Source organism: Wenyingzhuangia aestuarii (assembly GCF_011927765.1).
Taxonomy (GTDB): domain Bacteria; phylum Bacteroidota; class Bacteroidia; order Flavobacteriales; family Flavobacteriaceae; genus Wenyingzhuangia; species Wenyingzhuangia aestuarii.
Genome location: NZ_JAATJG010000015.1, coordinates 18,623 through 39,307, shown reverse-complemented (window position 1 = coordinate 39,307; position 20,685 = coordinate 18,623). Strand labels below are relative to the sequence as shown.

At 32.5% G+C, this 20,685-nt stretch carries 19 protein-coding genes; 13 read left to right on the top strand and 6 right to left on the bottom strand.

The window, feature by feature from the left end; all coding sequences use genetic code 11:
* The first annotated feature begins 75 nt into the window (after positions 1–75).
* The 5 genes from GGR97_RS13035 (at position 76) to GGR97_RS13015 (ending at position 7,070) form a co-directional block, all read left to right on the top strand.
* A complete protein-coding gene (locus GGR97_RS13035; protein ID WP_167898966.1) occupies positions 76–747 on the top strand; it encodes an ABC transporter ATP-binding protein in 672 nt (223 codons plus the stop codon).
* Positions 744–1,478, top strand: a complete 735-nt coding sequence (locus GGR97_RS13030; RefSeq protein ID WP_167898965.1) for a 5'-methylthioadenosine/adenosylhomocysteine nucleosidase — start codon at positions 744–746, stop codon at positions 1,476–1,478. Before GGR97_RS13035 ends, GGR97_RS13030 begins: the two co-directional genes overlap by 4 nt.
* Positions 1,479–1,637: 159 nt before the next feature.
* A complete protein-coding gene (locus tag GGR97_RS13025) occupies positions 1,638–2,894 on the top strand; it encodes a dihydroorotase (RefSeq protein WP_167898964.1) in 1,257 nt (418 codons plus the stop codon).
* Complete coding sequence (locus GGR97_RS13020) at positions 2,894–3,538, top strand: alpha/beta hydrolase (protein WP_167898963.1); 645 nt, start codon at positions 2,894–2,896, stop codon at positions 3,536–3,538. The genes GGR97_RS13025 and GGR97_RS13020 overlap by 1 nt, the downstream gene beginning before the upstream one ends.
* Before the next feature lie 253 nt (positions 3,539–3,791).
* Positions 3,792–7,070, top strand: coding sequence for a TonB-dependent receptor (locus GGR97_RS13015; protein ID WP_167898962.1), 3,279 nt, complete (start codon positions 3,792–3,794; stop codon positions 7,068–7,070).
* A 123-nt stretch (positions 7,071–7,193) separates the two neighbouring features.
* Here the strand turns inward: GGR97_RS13015 and GGR97_RS13010 are convergent, their stop codons facing one another.
* Together GGR97_RS13010 and GGR97_RS13005 are read right to left on the bottom strand one after the other, a co-directional pair.
* A complete protein-coding gene (locus GGR97_RS13010) occupies positions 7,194–7,358 on the bottom strand; it encodes a YqaE/Pmp3 family membrane protein (protein WP_209272384.1) in 165 nt (54 codons plus the stop codon).
* A gap of 43 nt (positions 7,359–7,401) precedes the next feature.
* Positions 7,402–8,163, bottom strand: coding sequence for an MBL fold metallo-hydrolase (locus GGR97_RS13005; RefSeq protein WP_167898961.1), 762 nt, complete (start codon positions 8,161–8,163; stop codon positions 7,402–7,404).
* A 90-nt stretch (positions 8,164–8,253) separates the two neighbouring features.
* Between GGR97_RS13005 and GGR97_RS13000 the strand changes: the two genes are divergently transcribed.
* Genes GGR97_RS13000 through GGR97_RS12985 form a run of 4 tightly spaced genes read left to right on the top strand, consistent with a single transcriptional unit; the run spans position 8,254 to position 11,191 of the window.
* Complete coding sequence (locus tag GGR97_RS13000; RefSeq protein ID WP_167898960.1) at positions 8,254–9,699, top strand: TonB-dependent receptor; 1,446 nt, start codon at positions 8,254–8,256, stop codon at positions 9,697–9,699.
* Between the two features lie 5 nt (positions 9,700–9,704).
* Complete coding sequence (locus GGR97_RS12995) at positions 9,705–10,247, top strand: RNA polymerase sigma factor (protein ID WP_167898959.1); 543 nt, start codon at positions 9,705–9,707, stop codon at positions 10,245–10,247.
* A 33-nt stretch (positions 10,248–10,280) separates the two neighbouring features.
* Positions 10,281–10,757: a hypothetical protein gene (locus GGR97_RS12990; RefSeq protein ID WP_167898958.1), complete on the top strand. Its 477-nt coding sequence runs from the start codon at positions 10,281–10,283 to the stop codon at positions 10,755–10,757.
* Between the two features lie 2 nt (positions 10,758–10,759).
* The gene (locus tag GGR97_RS12985; protein WP_167898957.1) at positions 10,760–11,191 is read left to right on the top strand and encodes a hypothetical protein; all 432 of its coding nucleotides are present in this window, start codon (positions 10,760–10,762) and stop codon (positions 11,189–11,191) included.
* On the opposite strand, the gene GGR97_RS12980 is transcribed toward GGR97_RS12985, so the two are convergent.
* Both GGR97_RS12980 and GGR97_RS12975 read right to left on the bottom strand, forming a co-directional pair.
* Positions 11,188–12,228, bottom strand: a complete 1,041-nt coding sequence (locus GGR97_RS12980; RefSeq protein ID WP_167898956.1) for a chorismate-binding protein — start codon at positions 12,226–12,228, stop codon at positions 11,188–11,190. The two genes, GGR97_RS12985 and GGR97_RS12980, sit on opposite strands and share 4 nt — an antisense overlap.
* Positions 12,229–12,237: 9 nt before the next feature.
* Positions 12,238–12,651 carry a PaaI family thioesterase gene (locus tag GGR97_RS12975; protein WP_167898955.1) on the bottom strand — a complete coding sequence of 138 codons (414 nt, stop codon included), beginning with the start codon at positions 12,649–12,651 and terminating at the stop codon, positions 12,238–12,240.
* A 79-nt stretch (positions 12,652–12,730) separates the two neighbouring features.
* Here GGR97_RS12975 and GGR97_RS12970 point away from each other — a divergent pair, with 79 nt between their 5' ends.
* A complete protein-coding gene (locus GGR97_RS12970) occupies positions 12,731–13,246 on the top strand; it encodes an IS1096 element passenger TnpR family protein (protein ID WP_209272383.1) in 516 nt (171 codons plus the stop codon).
* Here GGR97_RS12970 and GGR97_RS12965 read toward each other — a convergent pair.
* Both GGR97_RS12965 and GGR97_RS12960 read right to left on the bottom strand, forming a co-directional pair.
* Positions 13,243–14,169, bottom strand: a complete 927-nt coding sequence (locus GGR97_RS12965) for a GYDIA family GHMP kinase (protein WP_167898954.1) — start codon at positions 14,167–14,169, stop codon at positions 13,243–13,245. The two genes, GGR97_RS12970 and GGR97_RS12965, sit on opposite strands and share 4 nt — an antisense overlap.
* On the bottom strand, positions 14,169–15,440 hold the full coding sequence (locus tag GGR97_RS12960) for a hydroxymethylglutaryl-CoA reductase, degradative (protein ID WP_167898953.1): 1,272 nt from the start codon (positions 15,438–15,440) through the stop codon (positions 14,169–14,171). Before GGR97_RS12960 ends, GGR97_RS12965 begins: the two co-directional genes overlap by 1 nt.
* Before the next feature lie 135 nt (positions 15,441–15,575).
* On the opposite strand from GGR97_RS12960, the gene GGR97_RS12955 reads away from it, so the two are divergent.
* The 3 genes from GGR97_RS12955 (at position 15,576) to GGR97_RS12945 (ending at position 20,679) form a co-directional block, all read left to right on the top strand.
* Positions 15,576–17,444 carry a hypothetical protein gene (locus GGR97_RS12955; RefSeq protein WP_167898952.1) on the top strand — a complete coding sequence of 623 codons (1,869 nt, stop codon included), beginning with the start codon at positions 15,576–15,578 and terminating at the stop codon, positions 17,442–17,444.
* 9 nt (positions 17,445–17,453) lie between these two features.
* Positions 17,454–18,794, top strand: coding sequence for a DUF5723 family protein (locus tag GGR97_RS12950; RefSeq protein WP_167898951.1), 1,341 nt, complete (start codon positions 17,454–17,456; stop codon positions 18,792–18,794).
* A 121-nt stretch (positions 18,795–18,915) separates the two neighbouring features.
* Positions 18,916–20,679, top strand: coding sequence for a peptide MFS transporter (locus tag GGR97_RS12945; RefSeq protein ID WP_167898950.1), 1,764 nt, complete (start codon positions 18,916–18,918; stop codon positions 20,677–20,679).
* Positions 20,680–20,685 lie beyond the last annotated feature (6 nt).

The following is a 20,685-nucleotide window of genomic DNA, read 5'->3' as shown; positions in this document are numbered from 1 at the left end:
CTAAAAAATAAGTATTTAACAAAAAAGCCAGAATCGTATCTTTTTTAGTACTTTCGTTTTGATACTTTCTTACCTATGATAATAGCCAAAAACATTCAGAAAACATTTAACAATACCCAAGTTTTAAAGGGGATTGATATCCATATTAAAAAAGGAGAAGTAGTTGCTATTGTTGGACCTTCTGGTGCTGGTAAAACAACGCTTTTACAAATAGTAAGTACCTTAGACAAACCTGATGACATTCCTAATAGTGAGTTAATTATTAACAACACGAATCCTGTTGGTTTAAAGGATAAAAAACTATCTGAATTTAGAAATCAACACATTGGTTTTGTTTTTCAATTTCATCAATTATTGCCAGAATTTACAGCGCTAGAAAATATTTGTATTCCTGCATATATAGGAAACAAAAAAGACAATGCTACCCAAAAAAGAGCTTTGGAATTATTAGACTTTTTAGGTATTAAAGACAAGGCAGAAAGTAAGCCAAATCAACTTTCGGGTGGAGAGCAACAACGTGTAGCGGTAGCTAGAGCTTTAATAAACCAGCCTGCTATTGTTTTTGCAGATGAACCTAGTGGGAATTTAGATACAGAAAGTGCCAACAATTTACACGATTTGTTTTTTGAATTAAGAGATAAATTTGATCAAACTTTTGTGATTGTTACCCACAACGAAAAGTTGGCAGACATGGCCGATAGAAAATTAACCATGAGAGATGGTAAAATTGAAACTTCAGAAATATGATAGGAATTATCAGTGCCATGCACGATGAATTGGCTGAACTTTTATGCGTTTTAAAAAACAAAGAAACTGTGGTTCTTGGAAATCGTGAATACTACACAGGAACCTTACAAACTAAAAAAGTAGTTCTTGTTTTTTCTAAATGGGGAAAAGTAGCTGCTGCCATTACTACAACACAATTAATTAGCCGTTTTTCTCCTTCCGAAATTATTTTTACAGGGGTTGCAGGAGCTATGGATTCACAATTAAATATTGGAGACCTTGTATATGGAACCTCTTTGGTACAACACGACATGGATGCCTCTCCCCTATTTCCCAAATTAGAAATTCCTTTACTAGGCATAACTTATATAAATACAAACTCTAACAAATCTCTTTTTGAGTCTGTTACGCTCTTTCAGCAAAATTATTTGAAACATATTAATATAAATGAAGCCAATGAATTTGGAATTCAGAGTCCTAAAATAGTCTCTGGAATTATTGCTAGTGGTGATGAGTTTGTTAGTGATGCTAACAGTTTTAATAACATTAAAAATAGCATTCCAAATTTACAATGTGTAGAAATGGAAGGAGCTGCAGTAGCTCAAGTTTGTTACGAATACAAAATTCCTTTTTCTATTATTAGAATCATATCAGACAAAGCAGACCATAGTGCTCCTGTTGATTTTCCTATTTTCACCAAAAAAGTTGCTAGTAAATATGCAAAAGGCATTCTAGAAAATTATTGCAGTTAATTTTCTTTGCGTATCTTTGATTAATCTTTAAACAATGACAAGAAACGCTAACTATCTTTTTGCGAATTACTGCTCAACTCATCCGAGTACAATTGTTTATTTTCCTAGTTCTAGGAACACAACACACCTTTTTTCAACTACCTTGAATCATTTTATAGCATGAATATTTTACTAAAATCGGCTACTATTTTTGACCCTAAAAGCGAACATCACAATCAAACAACTGATGTTTTAATTGAAAACGGTCATATTTCTAAAATAGAAAAAGAACTTACTTGTCCTAATAATTGCCAAGAAGTTAAACTTGACAATTTAACCATATCTAACGGTTGGTTTGATGCTAGTGTAAGTTTTGGAGAACCTGGTTACGAAGACAGAGAAACCATAGCCAACGGAATAGAAGTAGCTGCCAAAAGCGGTTTTACTCAGGTAGGATTAAATTCTAACTGTTATCCTTTTACAGATTCTAAATCCATTGTAAACTATCTAAAAACAAAATCTTTTGGAACAGGAGTTAACATTCATCCAATAGGAAGTTTAACCAAAGAAAGCAAAGGACAAGACATTGCAGAACTGTACGACATGCAACAAGCAGGTGCCATTGCTTTTAACGATTATAAAAAAGGAACCAAAAATGCCAATCTTATTAAAATAGCTTTGCAATACACTCAAAGTTTTAATGGTTTGGTAATGAGCTACCCTAACAACTGTAACATTGCAGGTGAAGGTGTGGTAAACGAAGGAATTAACAGTACGCACTTAGGTTTAAAAGGAACTCCTGCTTTGGCAGAAGAATTACAAGTAAGTAGAGATTTATTTTTACTAGAATACACGGGAGGTAGATTACACATTCCTACCATTAGTACCCAAAAATCAGTAGCCTTAATTAAAGAAGCTAAAAGCAAAGGACTTCATGTTACTTGTAGTGTAAGTGCAGATCATTTAACAATTACAGATGATGAGTTACACGCTTTTGATGCCAACTATAAGATTGCTCCACCCCTTAGAACTCAAAAAGACATTGATGCCTTAATAGAAGGTGTTAAAAATGGAACAATAGACTTTATCACATCAGATCACGATCCTATTGATATTGAAAATAAAAAATTAGAATTTAGCAATGCAATTGATGGAACTATTGGTTTGGAAAGTTTATTTGTAAGCTTACAAACTGTTTTAGGTCTTGATGTTTTAATTGAAAAAATAACAACAGCTCCTCTAGCTATTTTTGGATTGGAAAGTACTTCTATCAACATAGGACAAAAAGCCAATTTGAGTTTATTTAGTACAAAAGGAACTAATACTTTTACTAAAGAGGCTATTTTATCAACCTCTACAAACAGTGCCTATATTGGAAAAGAAACTTCTGGAAAAGTATATGGTTCTTACAATAACAGCATTTTAACCTTAGCTTAATGACAGATTTATCTTTAGAATATATAGTTAGAGAACCTTTAACTACCACAGAAAAAGCACCTTTAATATTATTAATTCATGGCTACGGTAGCAATATGGACGATTTGTTTTCCTTTGCTAGCGAACTACCCAAAGAAGCATTCGTTGTAAGTGTGCAAGCTCCTACCGCTTTACCTTTTGGTGGTTATGCTTGGTATAGCATTACTTTTGATGCAGATGAAAATAAATTCTCAGATCCTGATGAAGGAAAAGAATCTGTACAAAAGCTAAATGTATTTATTGATGAAATCATCAACAAATACAAAATAGATACTTCTAAAATTTTTATGACTGGTTTTAGTCAAGGAGCTATTTTAAGCTATGCATACACCTTTACCTATCCAGAAAAAGTTCCGTACGTAGTGGCATTAAGCGGATACTTTAATCACGACTTTTTAATAAATGAACCTACTACAAACAAGGTAGATTATTTTATTTCTCACGGAAGTGTAGACCAAGTAATTCCTCCAGACTGGGCAAGAAAAGCTCCTGAATTACTAAACTCTTTAGGAATTAAAAATAGCTATAAAGAATATCCTGTAGGCCACGGAGTACATCCTACCAATTTTTACGATTTTAAAAATTGGATTACAGAAAGATTATAAAAAAAAGGAGTGCAGTATTGCACTCCTTTTTTTTATAGGACTCTTAAACATTGTTATCTTTTTTACTTTTCTCTTACTTAAAAGAACCACAGTCTAAGAACCTCTATCTATCTATCTATCTATCTATCTATCTATCTATCTATCTATCTATCTATCTATCTATCTATCTATAAAATAGGGTTTTATTAACAATTAATTGATATCAACATTTGAATAAGTATGTAAAATTACAATTCAATTTCAATTAATAATTATGACTAAAACATTTCAATTTTTATTACTTTCTTTAGTGCTTTTACTCACTTCAGAAATAACGGCTCAAGTAACAACTTCTAGTATCAAGGGTAGAGTTACAAATAATCAAGAAACTGTAATGGGAGCTACGGTTATTGCAACACACATACCTTCTGGTACTATTTATGGAGGAATAACAAACGACGAAGGACGTTTTAATTTACCAGGTATGCGTGTTGGTGGACCTTACACGGTAGAAGTATCTTATATTGGATTAGGAAAAAACATAACGAATAACATTACAATTGGTTTAGGAGCATCCTATGTTCATAACGTTGTTTTAACCGAAGAAAATGTTTCTTTAGATGAAATTGTTATTTCTGCAAGAAGATCTAAGTTTTCAGCAGATAAAACAGGGGCAACTACAAACATTTCTAACACACAAATAGCTTCTATGCCTACTGTTAATAGAAGTATTTCAGACATTGCTCGTATATCACCTTACGCAAACGGTATGAGTATGGCTGGTGGAGATGGTCGTTCTACAAACTTTACTGTTGATGGGGCTAACTTTAACAACAACTTTGGGTTAAGCTCTAGCCTACCTGGAGGTGGAAACCCTATTTCTATCAATGCTATAGAAGAAATTCAAGTAGTAGTTTCTCCTTTTGATGTTCGCCAAACAAACTTTATTGGTGGAGGAATAAACGCTATTACAAAATCTGGAACTAACAAATTTAAAGGTTCTGTATACGGTTTTTACAACAACCAAGAAATGCGTGGTAACAGAATTAACGAAATGGATCTAGGAGAACGTAACGAAGAATCTACCAAAACTTTTGGGGTAACTTTAGGAGGTCCAATTATTAAAAATAAATTGTTCTTTTTTGTAAATGCAGAATCTGTAGTAGAACCAGGACAAGTAGTAAACTGGAGACCTTCTGAAGACGGTGTAGCTAATCTTGACCAATACTTATCTCGTACTAGTATAGCAGACATGGAAAGAGTAAAACAACATTTAATAGATAATTATAATTACAACCCAGGATCGTACACTGATTACCCTGCTGATGAAACCAACAAAAAATTATTAGCTCGTATAGATTGGAACATTAACGACGATCATAAATTAAGTTTTAGATACAACTACGTTAAAAATCAAGGATGGAATGCTACCAACGGAAACTCTAACAATGCGGGTTCTCGTAACAGAGCTATGGATCGTATTTCTGCTAATTCTATGGCTTTCTCTAACTCCACTTATTCAATGGACAACATTGTAAGTTCTTTCTCTTTAGATTTAAATAGTAGAATTTCAGACAAATTGTCTAATCAATTTTTAACTACTTATTCTAAAATACAAGATGCTCGTGGTAGTAACTCATCACCTTTTCCATTTATTGATATTATGAATGGTCTTGATGGTTCTGGAAATCAAATTGACGAACCATACATTTCTGCTGGTTACGAATTATTTACATGGAACAATGCTGTTAACAACAATACTTTTACAGCTATTAACAACTTAACGTATTATTTAGACAATCATACCATTACTGCTGGAGTAAGCTTTGAGTACCAATTGGCAAACAACTCTTATATGAGAAATGGTACGGGTTATTATAGATATGCTAGTGTTGATGATTTTCTTAATCAAGCTGCTCCTAGAGATTTTGCATTGACTTACGGATATGATGGTGAAAAAAATCCAAATGCAGAAGTTAACTTTACACAATTAGGAGTGTACTTACAAGATGAATGGAACATCAATAAAAACTTTAAATTATCATACGGAGTTCGTGCTGATTATTTAAAATATAAGGATGATTTAATTAGAAACAATGCTATTTACGATTTAGATTACAATGGTGTAAATATTGACACAGGTAAATGGCCAGATGCTAATGTACAAATTTCTCCAAGAGTTGGTTTTTCTTGGGACGTAAAAGGAGATCATTCTATGAAATTACGTGGAGGAACAGGATTCTTTACAGGAAGATTACCATTGGTATTCTTTACCAACATGCCAACCAACTCTGGAATGGTACAAGGAAGCTACCAAGCTAATACAAGATACAATGCGGATGGATCTGTAAGTTCTGTAGACCCTGCCTTAGCTGGTTTAGCGGGTCCTATGATTACGGATGTAGATGAAATGATAAGCAGATTAAACCTACCGAATACCATTACTCCAGAAGATGGTGTTTTACCTAGTGCTGTAAATGCTGTAGCTACAGACTTTAAAATGCCACAGGTTTGGAAAACATCTTTAGCTTTTGATTATCAAGTGCCAACTTCTTTTCCTATGCAAGTAACCGTAGAAGGTATTTACACAAAAACCATAAATGGGGTAATGCTTAAAAACTACAACCTAATGCAGCCAGATGCTACATGGGAACGTTTTTCAGGTGCTGACAACAGATATATTTATCCTGCAGACATTACTTACACATCAAAAGATGCTTATGTATTATCTAATACAAACAAAGGTTGGGGAGCTATTGGTAACATTAGTGTAAACGCACAACCTGTAAAAGACTTAAACTTAATGGCTGCCTACACATATACTGAATCTAAAGAGATTTCTGGAATGCCAGGTAGTAATGCATTTTCTGCATATTCTGGTTTAGATGCTGTTAATGGACCACACTTACCAGAATTACAGCGTTCTCAATATGTAGTACCAAACAGAGTAATAGGATCGGTTTCTTACAAAATTCCTTGGGCTACGAATGAATTAAAATCTGCTACATTTTTTAACTTATTTTACTCAGGTTCATCTCCAGAAGGATATAGCTTTACCTATTCTAATGACATGAATGGTGATGGAGTTTCTACAGACTTAATTTACATTCCTAAAGAAAAAGGTGATATTAATTTTATTAGTGCTGCTGATGAAGATGCTTTCTTTAAATTTATGGAACAAGATGATTACTTAAAAAACCACAAAGGAAAATATGCAGAAGCAAATGCTGCTCGTAGCCCTTGGGTACATAATTTTGATTTAAGATTGGCTCGTGAGTACTATTTTAATGTTGGAGAAACTAAAAACACATTACAACTTACTTTTGATATTATAAACTTGGGGAACATGTTAAACTCTAAATGGGGAATTGAGAAAACAAATAGAGTTTCTAACAACGGACAAGTTTTAAAATACGAAGGGAAAGATGCAAACAATGTTCCTTCTTATTCATTTAATAAGGTTAACAATGAATATCCAGATAGTATTTATGACTATGATAGTTATTATGGTAATACTTGGAAACTTCAAGTAGGAGCTAAATATTCATTCTAAATGTATTTCTTTTAATAAAAGACTAAATTACAATACATATACAACTAAAAACGCTCAACATCAGTTGAGCGTTTTTTTATGATTTTAATTTCTATCTACTAATCATAGAGGTTATAAACAATATTATTCCTGTGTTACTACCCATAAAGAATGAATAATTGCAGGGAAAAAGAACACGAAACACAATACGATATTAATAATTAATTGTTTGTCTGTTCCTCTTTTTAAATACACCGCCAAAGGTGGTAATAAAATAGATAGTACTATTAATAAAAGTTTATTAGTCATAATTTTTTAAGTTGGTTATACCTTGAAAGGTAAAAAATATCTCTTACAAATCAATAGACAATCCATCGTAAGATAAAAACACGTTTTCAGGTAAGTTTTTGCTAACCTCTTCATGAAAACCTAATCGATGACTGATATGTGTGAAATAGGCTTTTTTAGGTGTTAAAACAGCTACCAAATCAATGGCTTCTTGTAAACTTAAATGTGTAGGATGCTCTTCTATTCGTAAGGCATTAATAACCAAAACATCTAAATTTTGCAACTTTTCTAATTCCGAATTATCTAAAGTTTTTACATCCGTTAAATAGGCAAATTCATCAATCTTATAACCTAAAATAGGCAAACCTCCATGATGAACCTTAATAGGTGTAATTGTTTTATTTCCTAAAACAAAAGGAACATCGTTAATAATAGTAGGTAATACAGCGGCGGCTCCAGGGTATCTGTTTTTTGTTGTAAAAATATAATCATAACGGCTTGCCAAACTATCCATAACTCTTTGCATGGCATAAACAGGCATAGGTCCTTTTTTATAACAAAAAGGTCTAATATCATCTAAGCCAGCAATATGATCAGAATGTTCGTGTGTAAACAAAACAGCATCAATAGCTGTTACTTTATTCGCTAACATTTGCATTCTAAAATCGGCACCACAATCTATCAAACAAGAAAAACCGTCCCATTCTATAAAAATAGAAGAACGCATTCTTTTGTCTTTAGGGTCCGTAGAAAAATTTACCGGTTCGTCTGATAATAACATCGGAATTCCCTGAGAAGTTCCTGTGCCTAAAAAAGTAACTTTCATGGTGTAAAATCTTATATCAAAAATACGAAAACACAGTAACTTAAAGCCCTAAATTTGGTATATTTGGTTGGTAACATAGAAATAATCAACATGCCAGTATCACATAAAGGAGATATTCTAGTAGAAAACGTCCTAACGAGTAAAACCAAAGCGCTTAAAATCAACCTAAACAAAAACATTTACGGTACTTTTTCCGAAATTGGTGCCGGACAAGAAACTGTTCGTCATTTTTTTAGAGCAGGTGGTTCTTCTGGAACTATTGCAAAAGCAATGAGTGCTTATGATAAAGATTTTTCTGATGCTATTTACGGAATTGAAGATGATAAAAGATATGTAACAGAAAGTCGTTTAAAGAAAATGCTACGTCACGAAATTCAACTGATAGAAAGCAGATTGAATAGACAAAAACATCCTGACAAAATGTATTTTAGTTATGCAAACACCGTAGCTACTATAGATTTTGCTAAACAATTTAAAGGTCATGGTTGGGTAGGAATTCATTTTCAATTATCTCCCCACGAGGCTCACAACGAAATTGTATTACACTTAAGATTTAAACAAACCGATGCAACCCTACAACAGGAAACGCTTGGAAGATTAGGTGTGAATTTAATTTATGGTGCTTTTTATCATAATGACAATCCTAAAGACTTAATTAGTTCTTTATATGACAATATTGAGATTGATGAGCTAGAAATTGATATGATTAATTTTTCTGGACCTCGTTTTACTTATGTAGATAACAGATTGATGAGTTTACAATTGGTAAAAAATGGAATGACCAATGCCGTAATGTTTAACGACACCGGAAAAAACCTATTGCCTGCTCAAGAATTATACAAAAAGAATATTTTGGCTTTGCGTGGTAGATTTAGACCCGTTACCAAAGTAAATATGGATGTGTACGAAGAGTCTCAAAAATTATTTTTTGCAGACAAAAGAGTAGATCCTAAAAGAACCAAAACTATTTTTGAGATTACACTTTCTAATTTAAAAAATGAAGGAGAAATTAACGAAAGGGACTTTTTAGATAGAGCAGATTTACTTTGTTCTTTAGGACAAATAGTAATGATTACCAACTTTCAGGAATATTACAAACTGGTAGAATATTTTGGTGAATTTACCAACGAACAAATTGGTTTTGCCATGGGTGCAGATAGTATTATGAACATTTTTGATATTAAATATTACAACAATTTAAAAGGTAGTATTTTAGAAGGTGTTGGAAAATTATTTTCTAACAACTTAAAAATATATCTTTACCCAATTCTAGGTGAAACAGAAGATACAATTATTGATAGTAACAATTTAAAATTAAATCGCCGAGTAAAAGAATTGTATGCTTATTTTAAAGCATCGCATAAAATAATAGATATTACCAACTACAGGATAGAGCATATGAGAATCCAAGCTCCAGATGTATTTAAAAAAATACGTACTAATGAAGAAGGATGGGAGGCAATGCTACCTGAAGGAATTGCAGAAACAATTAAATTTAAAGGATTGTTTGGCTACAAAAAACAGATAAACGGTTAGTGACTTTGATAGACGAAGAACAACTTATTGCAAATCTTAAAGATCCCAAAAAATCTTCCAAAGCTTTTGATGAACTAGTACGGCTTTATAAAGAGCGTTTGTATTGGCATATCCGTAAAATTGTAATCAATCATGATGATACGGATGATGTTTTACAAAACACGTTTATTAAAGTCTATAAAAATATTGGTGGCTTTAAAGAAGAGAGTAAGTTATTTTCGTGGATGTATAGAATTGCAACCAATGAAGCCATTACCTTTTTAAATAAAAACGCTAAAAAATCTAACGTTCCTATAGAAGACTATCAAAAAGAACTTAGATCTAGTTTACAAGATGATGAATTGTTTGATGGAGATAGTATTCAACTAATTTTGCAAAAAGCAATTGCAGAATTACCACACAAACAACAACTGGTGTTTAATATGAAATATTACGACGAAATAAAATACGAAGAAATGTCTCTAATATTAGATACTTCGGTAGGAGCATTAAAGGCATCTTATCACCACGCTGTTAAGAAAATAGAAAGTTATATTAAAAATTATTAAACCTTTCCCTAAAAAAAGCATCTAAGGTTTAACATGAATAAAGAAAACCAACATAGCGAACAGTTCTTAAAAGAGATTACAGGTAACAAAAATTCTTTTACAACTCCTGAAAATTATTTCGATAATCTTTCAGAAAGAATTGCAACGCAACAGTTTCAAGAATCACTACCTAAAAATAGTGGATTTAAAGTTCCTAATAATTATTTTGAAACTTTTAGTGTTCAAAAACCAAAATCAAAAGTTAGGTTACTAACCCCTTATATTGCTATAGCGGCTGCAGTTGTTATTGGATTTTTTACTTTTAAACCAAACACCAATACTTACGATGAGCTTAACAATAGCGACATTATCAATTATTTAGCTATTGAAGAAAGTATTGATATTAATGAAATTATAAACAATACAGAAGATAGCGACTTATCTTTTATGTATTCTAATATAAATGACCTTAACCCCACTATAGACCAAGTGTCTTTAGAATTAAGCGAATTTGACATTATCGATTTTTAATTATGAAAAAAAACGTTACTCTTATATTCTTATTATTTTTAAGTCTTAGTTTCTATGGTCAAAACAAAGGAAAAACTTATGCTCAAAAAATAGCTGCTGCTAGAATAAGTTTTTTAACAGACCAACTATCCTTAACTTCTAAGCAGGCAGAAAAATTTTGGCCTATTTACAACAAAGGAAAATCAGAATTTTATGCCATTAATAAAGAAAAAAACACACTACAAAAAAACGTAAACCTTAAAACAATTACAGATCAAGAAGCTAAAGATTTAGTAAACAAACTAAACAATCTTGAATTGGCTGCTGCAGAAAGAAAACAAAAATTAAACGACGATTTAACTGTTGTTTTAAGTTACAAGCAAATTTTAAAACTTAGAGATGCCGAAGTGAACTTTAAGAAAAAATTATTAGAAAGAATTAAAAAACATGATTAAAACAACACTCTCTTAATTGTTTTACTCTTAGCCACAGTCTCTAACCATTCTTTTTCTGGATGACTATTACTTGTAATTCCTCCACCTACATATAGAGAAACCGTTTCTTTGTTTACAGAAAAACATCTTAAATTCACAAACAAAGACGTTTGTTTAAACATATTTAAGACTCCCAAATACCCTGTATAAAAAGATCTGTGATAGCCCTCGTTTTTTAAAATATAAGACTTACTATCATTCTTAGGCAAACCGCAAACTGCTGGAGTTGGATGTAATAAATGCACCAAAACTTCTACGTCCTTAGCTTGCTTTAATCTTCCAGAAACATTGGTTTTTAAGTGTAATAAGGTTCCTGCTTTTACCGTTTTTACTTCCGAAAATTGTAAATCATCAACTTTAGTTTCTAAACTAGATTTTATAAAATCTGAAACCATTTGTTGTTCTTCCAATTCTTTAGCTCCCCAAGTAGGATTTAAATCTCCCTTAAAAGCTTGTGTTCCTGCCAAAGACATGGTCTTAAAAACACCTTGCTCCACCTTTAACAAAGTCTCTGGAGTTGCCCCCATCCACTTCCCTACTCTAGGATGATACCAGATATACACATAAGCATTTGCATAAGTGTTTAGTAATTTTTCAAAAACAGTAATGGTATCAAAATTAGGAACCGACAACTCTTCTTTTCTAGAAATGACAATCTTAGATAAATCCGTGCTTTGTATACTAGCTACAGCCTCAGCAACTTTAGTCATATGACTATTTTTAGCCACATCATCCGTACGTACATCAATATCTGTATCGCTGATTAGTTCTAATGAAGCTAAGGACTCCTTATAGACTCGATCTGGCTTTAAAATATAAGCATCCTCTTTGCTATCAAAAGGAGCAAATACATATCCACTAGCTGTAAAATCATCAAACACAAACAAATCATCTGTATGCTGAAGAATTAAAGTTAAAGAATTCTCATTTGGATTTTTGTAGGCAGCAAAAGGAATTCCTTCTTGCTCAGCTTTATTTATTTGTTCTAGTAAATTCAAACTTAACGTTTACTTAGGTAATACAATATTGGTTATTTTACAAAGCGAAATTAAATTCCCTTGCTCATCGGTAACGGCAACTTGCCATAAATGGGTAGTTTTCCCTTTATGAATTAGCGTAGCTTTTGCCGTTACAACTCCATCTACTTTACTTTTTAAATGATTGGCAGAAATCTCAATTCCTTTAACCACATATTCTTTGGTATTTACAAACATAAAAGAAGCTGCACTTCCCACACTTTCTGCCAAAGCAACGGTAGCACCACCATGTAAAATCCCCATAGGTTGATGTACTTTTGAATTCACAGGCATGGTTGCTATTAAATAATCTGCTCCCACTTCTGTATACTCAATTCCCAATGTTTCCATTAAGGTATTTTTAGTAACCTGATTTAATTGTGCTAAGGCTTTGTCTAAATCCATTGTTTGTATTTTAATTCCTGTAAAATTAAGTATTTATTGACTTTTATAACTATTTTTGCACCATTAAAGCACCTATTTAATGATATACAAAATAAGAGTCATTTTAGACACCAAAGAAGATGTAATTAGAACCCTATTGGTTGATTCTAAAATTACATTGGAAGAATTTCACAAAATAATTGCTCAAGTTTTTGGGTTTAACGGACAAGAAATGTCTTCTTTCTTTAGATCTGATGATGAATGGAACCAAGGTGAAGAAATCCCTTTATGTTCTATGGACGATGCTCCCGATGCTTTGTGCATGGCAACAACCACTTTAGAACAAAATATAGAAGACCCAGAAGAAAAGTTAATCTACTTATACGATTATTTAAGTATGTGGACTTTTTACTGTGAGTTGATAGAAGTAACCAAAACAACAGACTCTGAATTACCTAAATTAATTCTATCTATTGGAGATACTCCAGACGAAGCTCCTGCAAAAGAATTTGTAGCAGATAAATCTACAGATGGTTTTGATCTTGATGATGATGAGTTTGACAGTAATTTTGATGAATTTGATAATATTGATGATTTGGATTTAGACAAGTACTAAGCTAAAATCATTTCATCATAAGATAATATAGTGGTGTATTTTTTATGAGTAAAATAATCTTTTACATAAGATTCTTTACCTGTAACCAACACAAAATCTCCACCCCATGCACCTAAGCTTTTTACAGCTCCATTAAAATCCGAAAACAATCTTTCTTTTACAGGTTTTATGTTTAAAACTTGTGAAAGAATGGTTTCGTGTTTTACTAAAAGACTTTCAAATTCTTTTAACTCCTTAGCTAGAATTAAGTCTTTTGTTAGTTGATTGATTTCTTTAATATAACTAGACTTATCATCTGTTAAAGATCTATACATTTTAATCCCCTCTTTGCTATCTTGTTTTTCATTTAAATACACAAAAAACAATTCCTCTTTAAAACTAGGATCAAAAGTCAACGCAACTATATTAGGATGTATGCCATTTCTTTGATAAGTAATAGGGCTAGGATGCTTAGCACAAGCAATATCATATCCACTACCTCCAAAAGATTTTTCTAACAACTCAAACGGATTTACACTTGCCCAGGTGGCAATACTATTAATTAAAGTTGATGATGTTCCTAACCCCCATTCATTAGGAAAGGTTAAATGTGTACTAACAGTTAGTCCTTTTGCACCTAATAAAAATTCAGGATTTAAAGTTCTTGCCATTTGCAAAATAGCTTGCAGAGTACCAGCTACTTTTAGGGCATCAACTTCTGTAGAATTGGTTTCTATAATGTGAAAACTACCAAGATCAAAAATAGCAGTAAACCAACATTCCTTAGCTACATTATAACTTGTCCAACAAATTACATTAGTTGTATTGTTGATCACCTGTAAATCTTGACCAAATTTAGTAGGCAACGCTAAAGAAACAGCACCATCTAAAACTAGATACTCTCCAGAAATCAATAATTTCCCATTGCTATAATAGTGTTCCATTACGCTCTAATTTTTTTAAGCGTTTCTGCAACTCCACTATAACTCACTACTTTTCCTTTTAACTTTTGGGTTACTTCTTCTTTTTCTTGCTGATTGGCTTCTAGCTGATTTAAAATATTCACCAAATGCATTTTCATATGTCCTTCCTGAATTCCTGTAGTAGTTAAAGCTCTTAACGCAGCATAATTTTGAGCCAAACCAGCTACAGCAATAATTTGCATTAATTCTTTAGCACTAGGATTGTCTAACATTTCTAAAGACAATTTAGACAACGGATGTGTACTTGTTAAGCCACCAACCGTTCCTAAAGCCAAAGGAACTTCAATAGAAAAGGTAAAAATTCCATTTTCCACCTTACAAGCTGTTAAACTTTTATAGTTCCCCGATTTAGCAGCATAAGCATGTACTCCAGCCTCTATGGCTCTAAAATCATTTCCGGTAGCAATAACCACAGCATCAATACCATTCATAATTCCTTTGTTATGAGTAACGGCTCTGTGAGGTTCTACATTAGCAATAGCAACAGCCTGCATCATTTTATGAGCAAACAGAGCACCATCTGTAGGGTGTAATTTTTCAACTTCACAACTCACTTCTGCACGCACAACACAATCTGGAACATAATTAGACAAAATACTCATGACAATTTGAATATCTTCTTTCTTAAATTCTTGTGCCATAGCTTCTAAACAAGAGTTTATAAAGTTAGCCCCCATAGAATCCTTTGTCTCAAAAGTAACGTGTAGCTGATAGTAATTTGCTAACTCGTCCGTTTTGTTACGCAATTCAATATCTAAAATACCTCCACCACGCTTACGCATGTTTTTCGTAATCGCATCTGTTACCGTATATAAATCTTCTTTTTTACTTTTAAAATAATCTAATAGAGACTCTTGATCTCCATCATACATAAAATGTACTTGTCCTACCTTTACAGTATTCAGAACTTCTGCTTTAAAACCTCCTTTATCTGACCAAAATTTAGCGACCAAAGAAGCTGCTGCTACTACAGAACTTTCTTCTATAGCCATAGGAATGGTGTAATGCTTTCCATTAATCACAAAATTGGGAGCAATTCCAAAAGGCATATAATAATTAGAAATAGTGTTTTCTATAAAATCATCATGTAACTGCTGTAATTGTTGATCAGAATTCCAATACAAACTTAGAATTTCACTTGCATTTACGTTCTCTTTTAAAAAATTACTGGCTAACCATTGAATCTTTTCTTGTTTATTTAGCTTAGAAAAACCTGATATTAACTTGGGCATATGAATTGTGAAATTGTTTAAAATACAAATATACATTCATAAATCTTAATAATTACATAACAATTATTATCATTTTAACATTTGTTAACTGCGATAATTTACTTACTTTTGAAGTTCAACTATACAATAAAACAAATGAAAAATCTTACCCAACGCATAGGTATGCAGGGACTGGCTGTTGCTGGGCTTTGCTTAAGCCTGATTGGTTGTGCCGAATCTTTTGACACTTCCTTTTTTGAAAAAGACATTAAGGATCCTGAATTTAATATTGAATTAGCAGGGTTACCTATTGGTTACACAACATACACGGCCAAAGAGCTATTTGAAGAAATTGGTGACGATATTGAAGTAGGTACAACTGATGACAATGGAAAATCTGTTGTAAGTTTTTCTTACTCTCAATCTTTAAGTGCTGGTGAAAACTCAGATTTTGTGAGTGTTGATGACCAAACTTTTGAAGGAGATTTTCAATTATTAGCAGATGCTCCAATTCCAGGAGGTAGCTATGAGTATGGAACTTTTCAACTTGCCGATGATGAAATCGGAGCGTCAAAAGACACCATTCTTCAAAAAATTCAAACACTGGCTAATATTGATTCTGACTTAACTGCTGCTGAATTTTCAGAAGGTACTTTAACGATTAATATTACTACCACTACTGAAGCTCAAACAGAATTAAATTTTAAAATCCCTTCTTTAATTAGAAAAGATAATGGAAATCCATACAATAAAGACTTCCTTTTAAAAGATCATTCTATTCCTGCTAATAATGTAAATACAATTACAGTAAACTTATCAAACTACGAATTTGATTTTACAATAGATCAACTTAATCCATCTCAAACAAATAATGGATTCAACAAAATAGCAGTTGAAATAGAAGCAGTTATTATATTTAATGATGGTGACAACATTTCAACTTCAGACGAATTAAACTATACTATTAGTCTTGCAAATCCTAAAGTAAAAACTGCCGAAGGAGATTTTAAAGATGCTAGTTTTAATGTAGAAAATCAAACTTTTGACTTAGACTTTTTTAAGGAATTAGGAGATGGAACCATTAATTTTGAAAATCCAACATTAAAATTATCTGCAACAAGCGGTTATGGATTCCCTGTAGGATTAACTCTTGAATCTATAGCAGCTACAGACGGAACAACAACTACTAATTTAGCAATTACAGATGCAAGTCCTGCTGAGGACAATATTGAACCTGTTGTTGGAGGAACTGGAAATTATGCTATTATAGATGCTGCTGCTACTAATGGAGAAACTAAAACGTCTAACATTATCTTAAACAATCAAAACTCTAACTTAGCAGACTTATTAAATGCAAAGCCTACTCAGTTTAATTTAAATGTTACTGCAGGTGCAAACCCTAACAGAACAAACAATGCAAACTTTTTTGATGTTGACAATACTTTAGCAGTAGATGTAAACGTTGAGTTACCATTGTATGTTACTTTTAAAGATTTATCTTTTTCACCAGATCCTTTTGAATTTGACTCTGAAGATATTAGCGACAATGCTTCTTCTCTTTCTTTAAGAGTAGGATCTAGAAACTCAATTCCTTTAAAAGGTATAGTTACTTTAGAATTTGTTAAAAATACAGGTACTGAACAAGCTCCTGTTTATGAAGTTGTAACATATGCAAATGCTGATAATGTTGTTACAGACTTTAAAGAAAGTGTTAATGTTATTAATGCTGCTCCTATTGATGCGCAAGGATTCTCTAAATACACTTTAGACAATGAAGGTGTGTTAAAAGAAGGATCTAGCATTATAGAGCCTAGTGTAGCTTGGTTAAACTTAACCAAAGAACAAATAGCCGTTATGGATGAAGTTACTCACATTCAAGCGTACATTACCTTTGATACTGTAGATAGTAACAACGATGGTAATCCTAATCCTGCTAAAATCCAAAGTACTGACCAAGTTAGACTTGATTTAGCAATTAAAGGTGATTTAAAGATTACGACAAAAGACGAAGACGATAACAACTAAACGTAAGGCATGAAAAATTATATAAAACTAATTACAGCAACCGCTTTCACTGTCTTACTAACAAACAGTGTTAAAGCCCAAAGTCAAATTTCCTTTTTCCATTTAGGAGATTATGTACAACAATCAACAGATGTATCTCCAGTATACATTCCTAAGAACTCTTTTTCTTTTGGTTTGCCTGGTGTTTCTTTATCATTAAGTAACGGATTTTCAAGTTCAGACTTATTAACAGTAGTTCCTGGTACAGAAAACACTACAGATCAATTTGGAAATGATAAAGAAGAGTTAGAATACAACTACAAAAACGTATACGACCAAATAGAAGGAGATCATAACGATTTAGATTTTGTTCAAAGTATCAATATCTTAAACCTTGCTTTTAAACGCAAACACGGATCTTTATCTTTCTTTGTAAACCAAAAGAGTAACATCAACTGGCAAATGAGCAAGAATGGTATTGTTAACATTTTAGCTAATGGTATTACAGACCAAGTTTTGTTTGATGACAATATGGATATTACAACTTATGCAGAAGCAGGAGTTGGATTCACACAACAATTTTTGAACGATAAACTAGCTGTGGGGGTTAGAGTTAAATATTTAATTGGTGCAGCTAACGGATCTACACAAGAAAACGGAACTGCCCAAATTAATGTAAACGATGATTTAACATGGACTATCAACACAAATGAGGCTGTTGCTAGAGTAGCTGGTGTTCCTTTAGGAGATGATGAAGACTATGAATTTAGTACAAACAACTCTGGTATTGGTTTTGACATTGGTGCTAGTTATGAAATTATTCCAAACTTAGTGATTGAAGCTGCCGTTAACGATATAGGTTCTATTACTTGGAAAGAAAACATTAAAGAGTATTACATGGAAAATGTAACTGACTTAGTGATTGACGGAGCTGACTTAGATGCTGGTGGTGATGTTTTAGAAGAATTAGTAGATGAATTAGAAGAGAACATGGAACTTGGAGAAAGAGAAGGTTCTTCTTACAAAACATCTTTAGCTACAACTTCTTACTTATCTGCTAGTTATAAATTAGCAAACGTTCACCAGTTTAGAGCAACTATGTTTAACAACCATACTGTAGAAGATAGTGAAGCTATTTTAGCGTTAGGATACAACTTATCTTTAGATAGAACTACTTACGGTATTGTAGGTATTAAAAATGCATATGGAGAGATGGACCTAGGTGTAAACTTAGCTACTAAAATTGGACCTCTACAAATTTATTTAGCTACAGACAACCTAAACAGAATATTAGGTCCTGTGGAAGATTTAAAACAAGCTAACATTAGATTTGGTTTAAACTTTGTATTTGGATACAACAAATGGTTGTAAAATTTAACAACCTTTTACATAGTAAAAAAGCTGTCTTTCATTAGACAGCTTTTTTGTTTTTAATAGAGATATGTAATCTTAACAAAAAGTGTATTTTTAGGTTTCTAAAATAATTAAGTGTATGGAGTTTGTATACGGTGGTAGTAAAGCCAATCAAAAAACAGTATTAGGTCATCCTTCTGGTTTATTTGTATTGTTCTTTACAGAAATGTGGGAACGATTTTCATTTTACGGAATGAGAGTTTTATTGGTTAATTTTTTAACTATGGCCATTACTGGTGTAAACAATCCCGGTTGGGGATGGAGTGCAGAACAAGCTGGAGCTTTATTTGGAACCTATGCGGGTTTGCTATACATTACCCCTATTCTTGGTGGAATTATTGCCGATAAACTTACAGGTTACAAGTGGGCAGTAGTCATTGGTGCTTTTATCATGACCCTAGGTCATGCTTCCATGGCTTTAGAAACAGAAACTTCTTTATACATTGGTTTGACATTATTAGTTCTAGGAACTGGTTTTTTTAAACCCAACATGACCTCTATAATTTCTGAAATGTATACCAAAGTACCCGAAAAGAAAGACGGAGCCTATACCATTTATTATATGGGTGTTAATGCAGGTGCTTTTTTTGGAATGATGCTTTGTGGTTATTTAGCAGAAACCCAAGGCTGGGCTTATGGTTTTGGTTTGGCTGGAATTTTTATGTTGTTTGGAACCCTACAGTTTTGGCTAGCAGCTCCTTTGTTTGGTGAAATTGGAGAAGTTCCTAAAAAAGAAAAGAGCATGACAAAAGCTACAGAAAAAACAAATCACTTTACCAATATTGATAAAATTTTAATCGCAGTCAGTTCTGTAATTGGTTTGCTTTATTTACTTAATGACCCTAGTTCTAAAATTGCCAACATCAATTTATTACCTGAAGTGTTTTTAGGAATTTCTGAACATCTTTCTGGACCTACAGAACTAATTATTATAGGATTGTTTATCTTTTTATTTTTAGTCATCAGCAGAATAATTAGATACGAAAAAGTGGTAAGAGACCGAATGGTTGCCTTAATTGTATTTGCTTTGTTTACCGTTTTCTTTTGGATGTCTTTTGAACAAGGAGCAACTTCACTTATTATTTTTGCGAGAGATTATACCCAACGTGAATTGGTTGGAAACTATGCCATTATTTTTAACATTATAAACACCTTACTTACTGTAATTCCCTTAGCTATTATTTCTTGGGTATTATGGCTACTATACAAACAAACTCACAACACCATTAAAACGTCTAACTGGATTTTAATTCTTAGTTTTTTGGCTATCTGGATTGTGGTGGGTGGAATGTTGTACAGAGAATTTTCTGCCGATGTTACAACCGTTACAGTGGCTTGGTTTAGCACCCTAAACTCCTTTTTTATTATTGCGTTTGCTTCCTTCTTTTCTAAATGGTGGGAAAGTAAATACAACCCTACATCTGCTCAAAAATATGGTTTAGGCTTGGTTTTATTAGGAATTGGTTTTGCCTTTTTATCTTACGGAGCCAACAGGATCCCTTCAGATGCCGTAGCAGGTTCTGTAAAGGTGAGCATGATTTGGTTGATTATGGCTTACTTGTTCCATACTTTAGGAGAACTTTGTCTTTCTCCCTTAGGTTTGTCACAAGTAAGCAAATTAGTCCCTGCAAAAATGATAGGTTTTATGTACGGAATGTGGTACTTAGCCATTGCTATTGGTAACAAATTAGCAGGTTCTTTAGGGGGTAAAATTGAGGCAATAACAGAAGCTTACGACTTATCAACCTTCTTTTTAATCTTTACTATTGTTCCTATAGTAGCTGGAATTATAATCACCTTATTAAATAAAACTTTGGTACGAAAAATGCATGGTATTCAATAACACATT

Excerpts from the sequence above, each read along its gene's own strand:
- GGR97_RS13035 (WP_167898966.1), top strand. The coding sequence starts at position 76 with ATGATAATAGCCAAAAACATTCAGAAAACATTTAACAATACCCAAGTT.
- GGR97_RS13030 (WP_167898965.1), top strand. The coding sequence starts at position 744 with ATGATAGGAATTATCAGTGCCATGCACGATGAATTGGCTGAACTTTTA.
- GGR97_RS13025 (WP_167898964.1), top strand. The coding sequence starts at position 1,638 with ATGAATATTTTACTAAAATCGGCTACTATTTTTGACCCTAAAAGCGAA.
- GGR97_RS13020 (WP_167898963.1), top strand. The coding sequence starts at position 2,894 with ATGACAGATTTATCTTTAGAATATATAGTTAGAGAACCTTTAACTACC.
- GGR97_RS13015 (WP_167898962.1), top strand. The coding sequence starts at position 3,792 with ATGACTAAAACATTTCAATTTTTATTACTTTCTTTAGTGCTTTTACTC.
- GGR97_RS13010 (WP_209272384.1), bottom strand. The coding sequence starts at position 7,358 with ATGACTAATAAACTTTTATTAATAGTACTATCTATTTTATTACCACCT.
- GGR97_RS13005 (WP_167898961.1), bottom strand. The coding sequence starts at position 8,163 with ATGAAAGTTACTTTTTTAGGCACAGGAACTTCTCAGGGAATTCCGATG.
- GGR97_RS13000 (WP_167898960.1), top strand. The coding sequence starts at position 8,254 with ATGCCAGTATCACATAAAGGAGATATTCTAGTAGAAAACGTCCTAACG.
- GGR97_RS12990 (WP_167898958.1), top strand. The coding sequence starts at position 10,281 with ATGAATAAAGAAAACCAACATAGCGAACAGTTCTTAAAAGAGATTACA.
- GGR97_RS12985 (WP_167898957.1), top strand. The coding sequence starts at position 10,760 with ATGAAAAAAAACGTTACTCTTATATTCTTATTATTTTTAAGTCTTAGT.
- GGR97_RS12975 (WP_167898955.1), bottom strand. The coding sequence starts at position 12,651 with ATGGATTTAGACAAAGCCTTAGCACAATTAAATCAGGTTACTAAAAAT.
- GGR97_RS12970 (WP_209272383.1), top strand. The coding sequence starts at position 12,731 with ATGATATACAAAATAAGAGTCATTTTAGACACCAAAGAAGATGTAATT.
- GGR97_RS12965 (WP_167898954.1), bottom strand. The coding sequence starts at position 14,169 with ATGGAACACTATTATAGCAATGGGAAATTATTGATTTCTGGAGAGTAT.
- GGR97_RS12960 (WP_167898953.1), bottom strand. The coding sequence starts at position 15,440 with ATGCCCAAGTTAATATCAGGTTTTTCTAAGCTAAATAAACAAGAAAAG.
- GGR97_RS12955 (WP_167898952.1), top strand. The coding sequence starts at position 15,576 with ATGAAAAATCTTACCCAACGCATAGGTATGCAGGGACTGGCTGTTGCT.
- GGR97_RS12950 (WP_167898951.1), top strand. The coding sequence starts at position 17,454 with ATGAAAAATTATATAAAACTAATTACAGCAACCGCTTTCACTGTCTTA.
- GGR97_RS12945 (WP_167898950.1), top strand. The coding sequence starts at position 18,916 with ATGGAGTTTGTATACGGTGGTAGTAAAGCCAATCAAAAAACAGTATTA.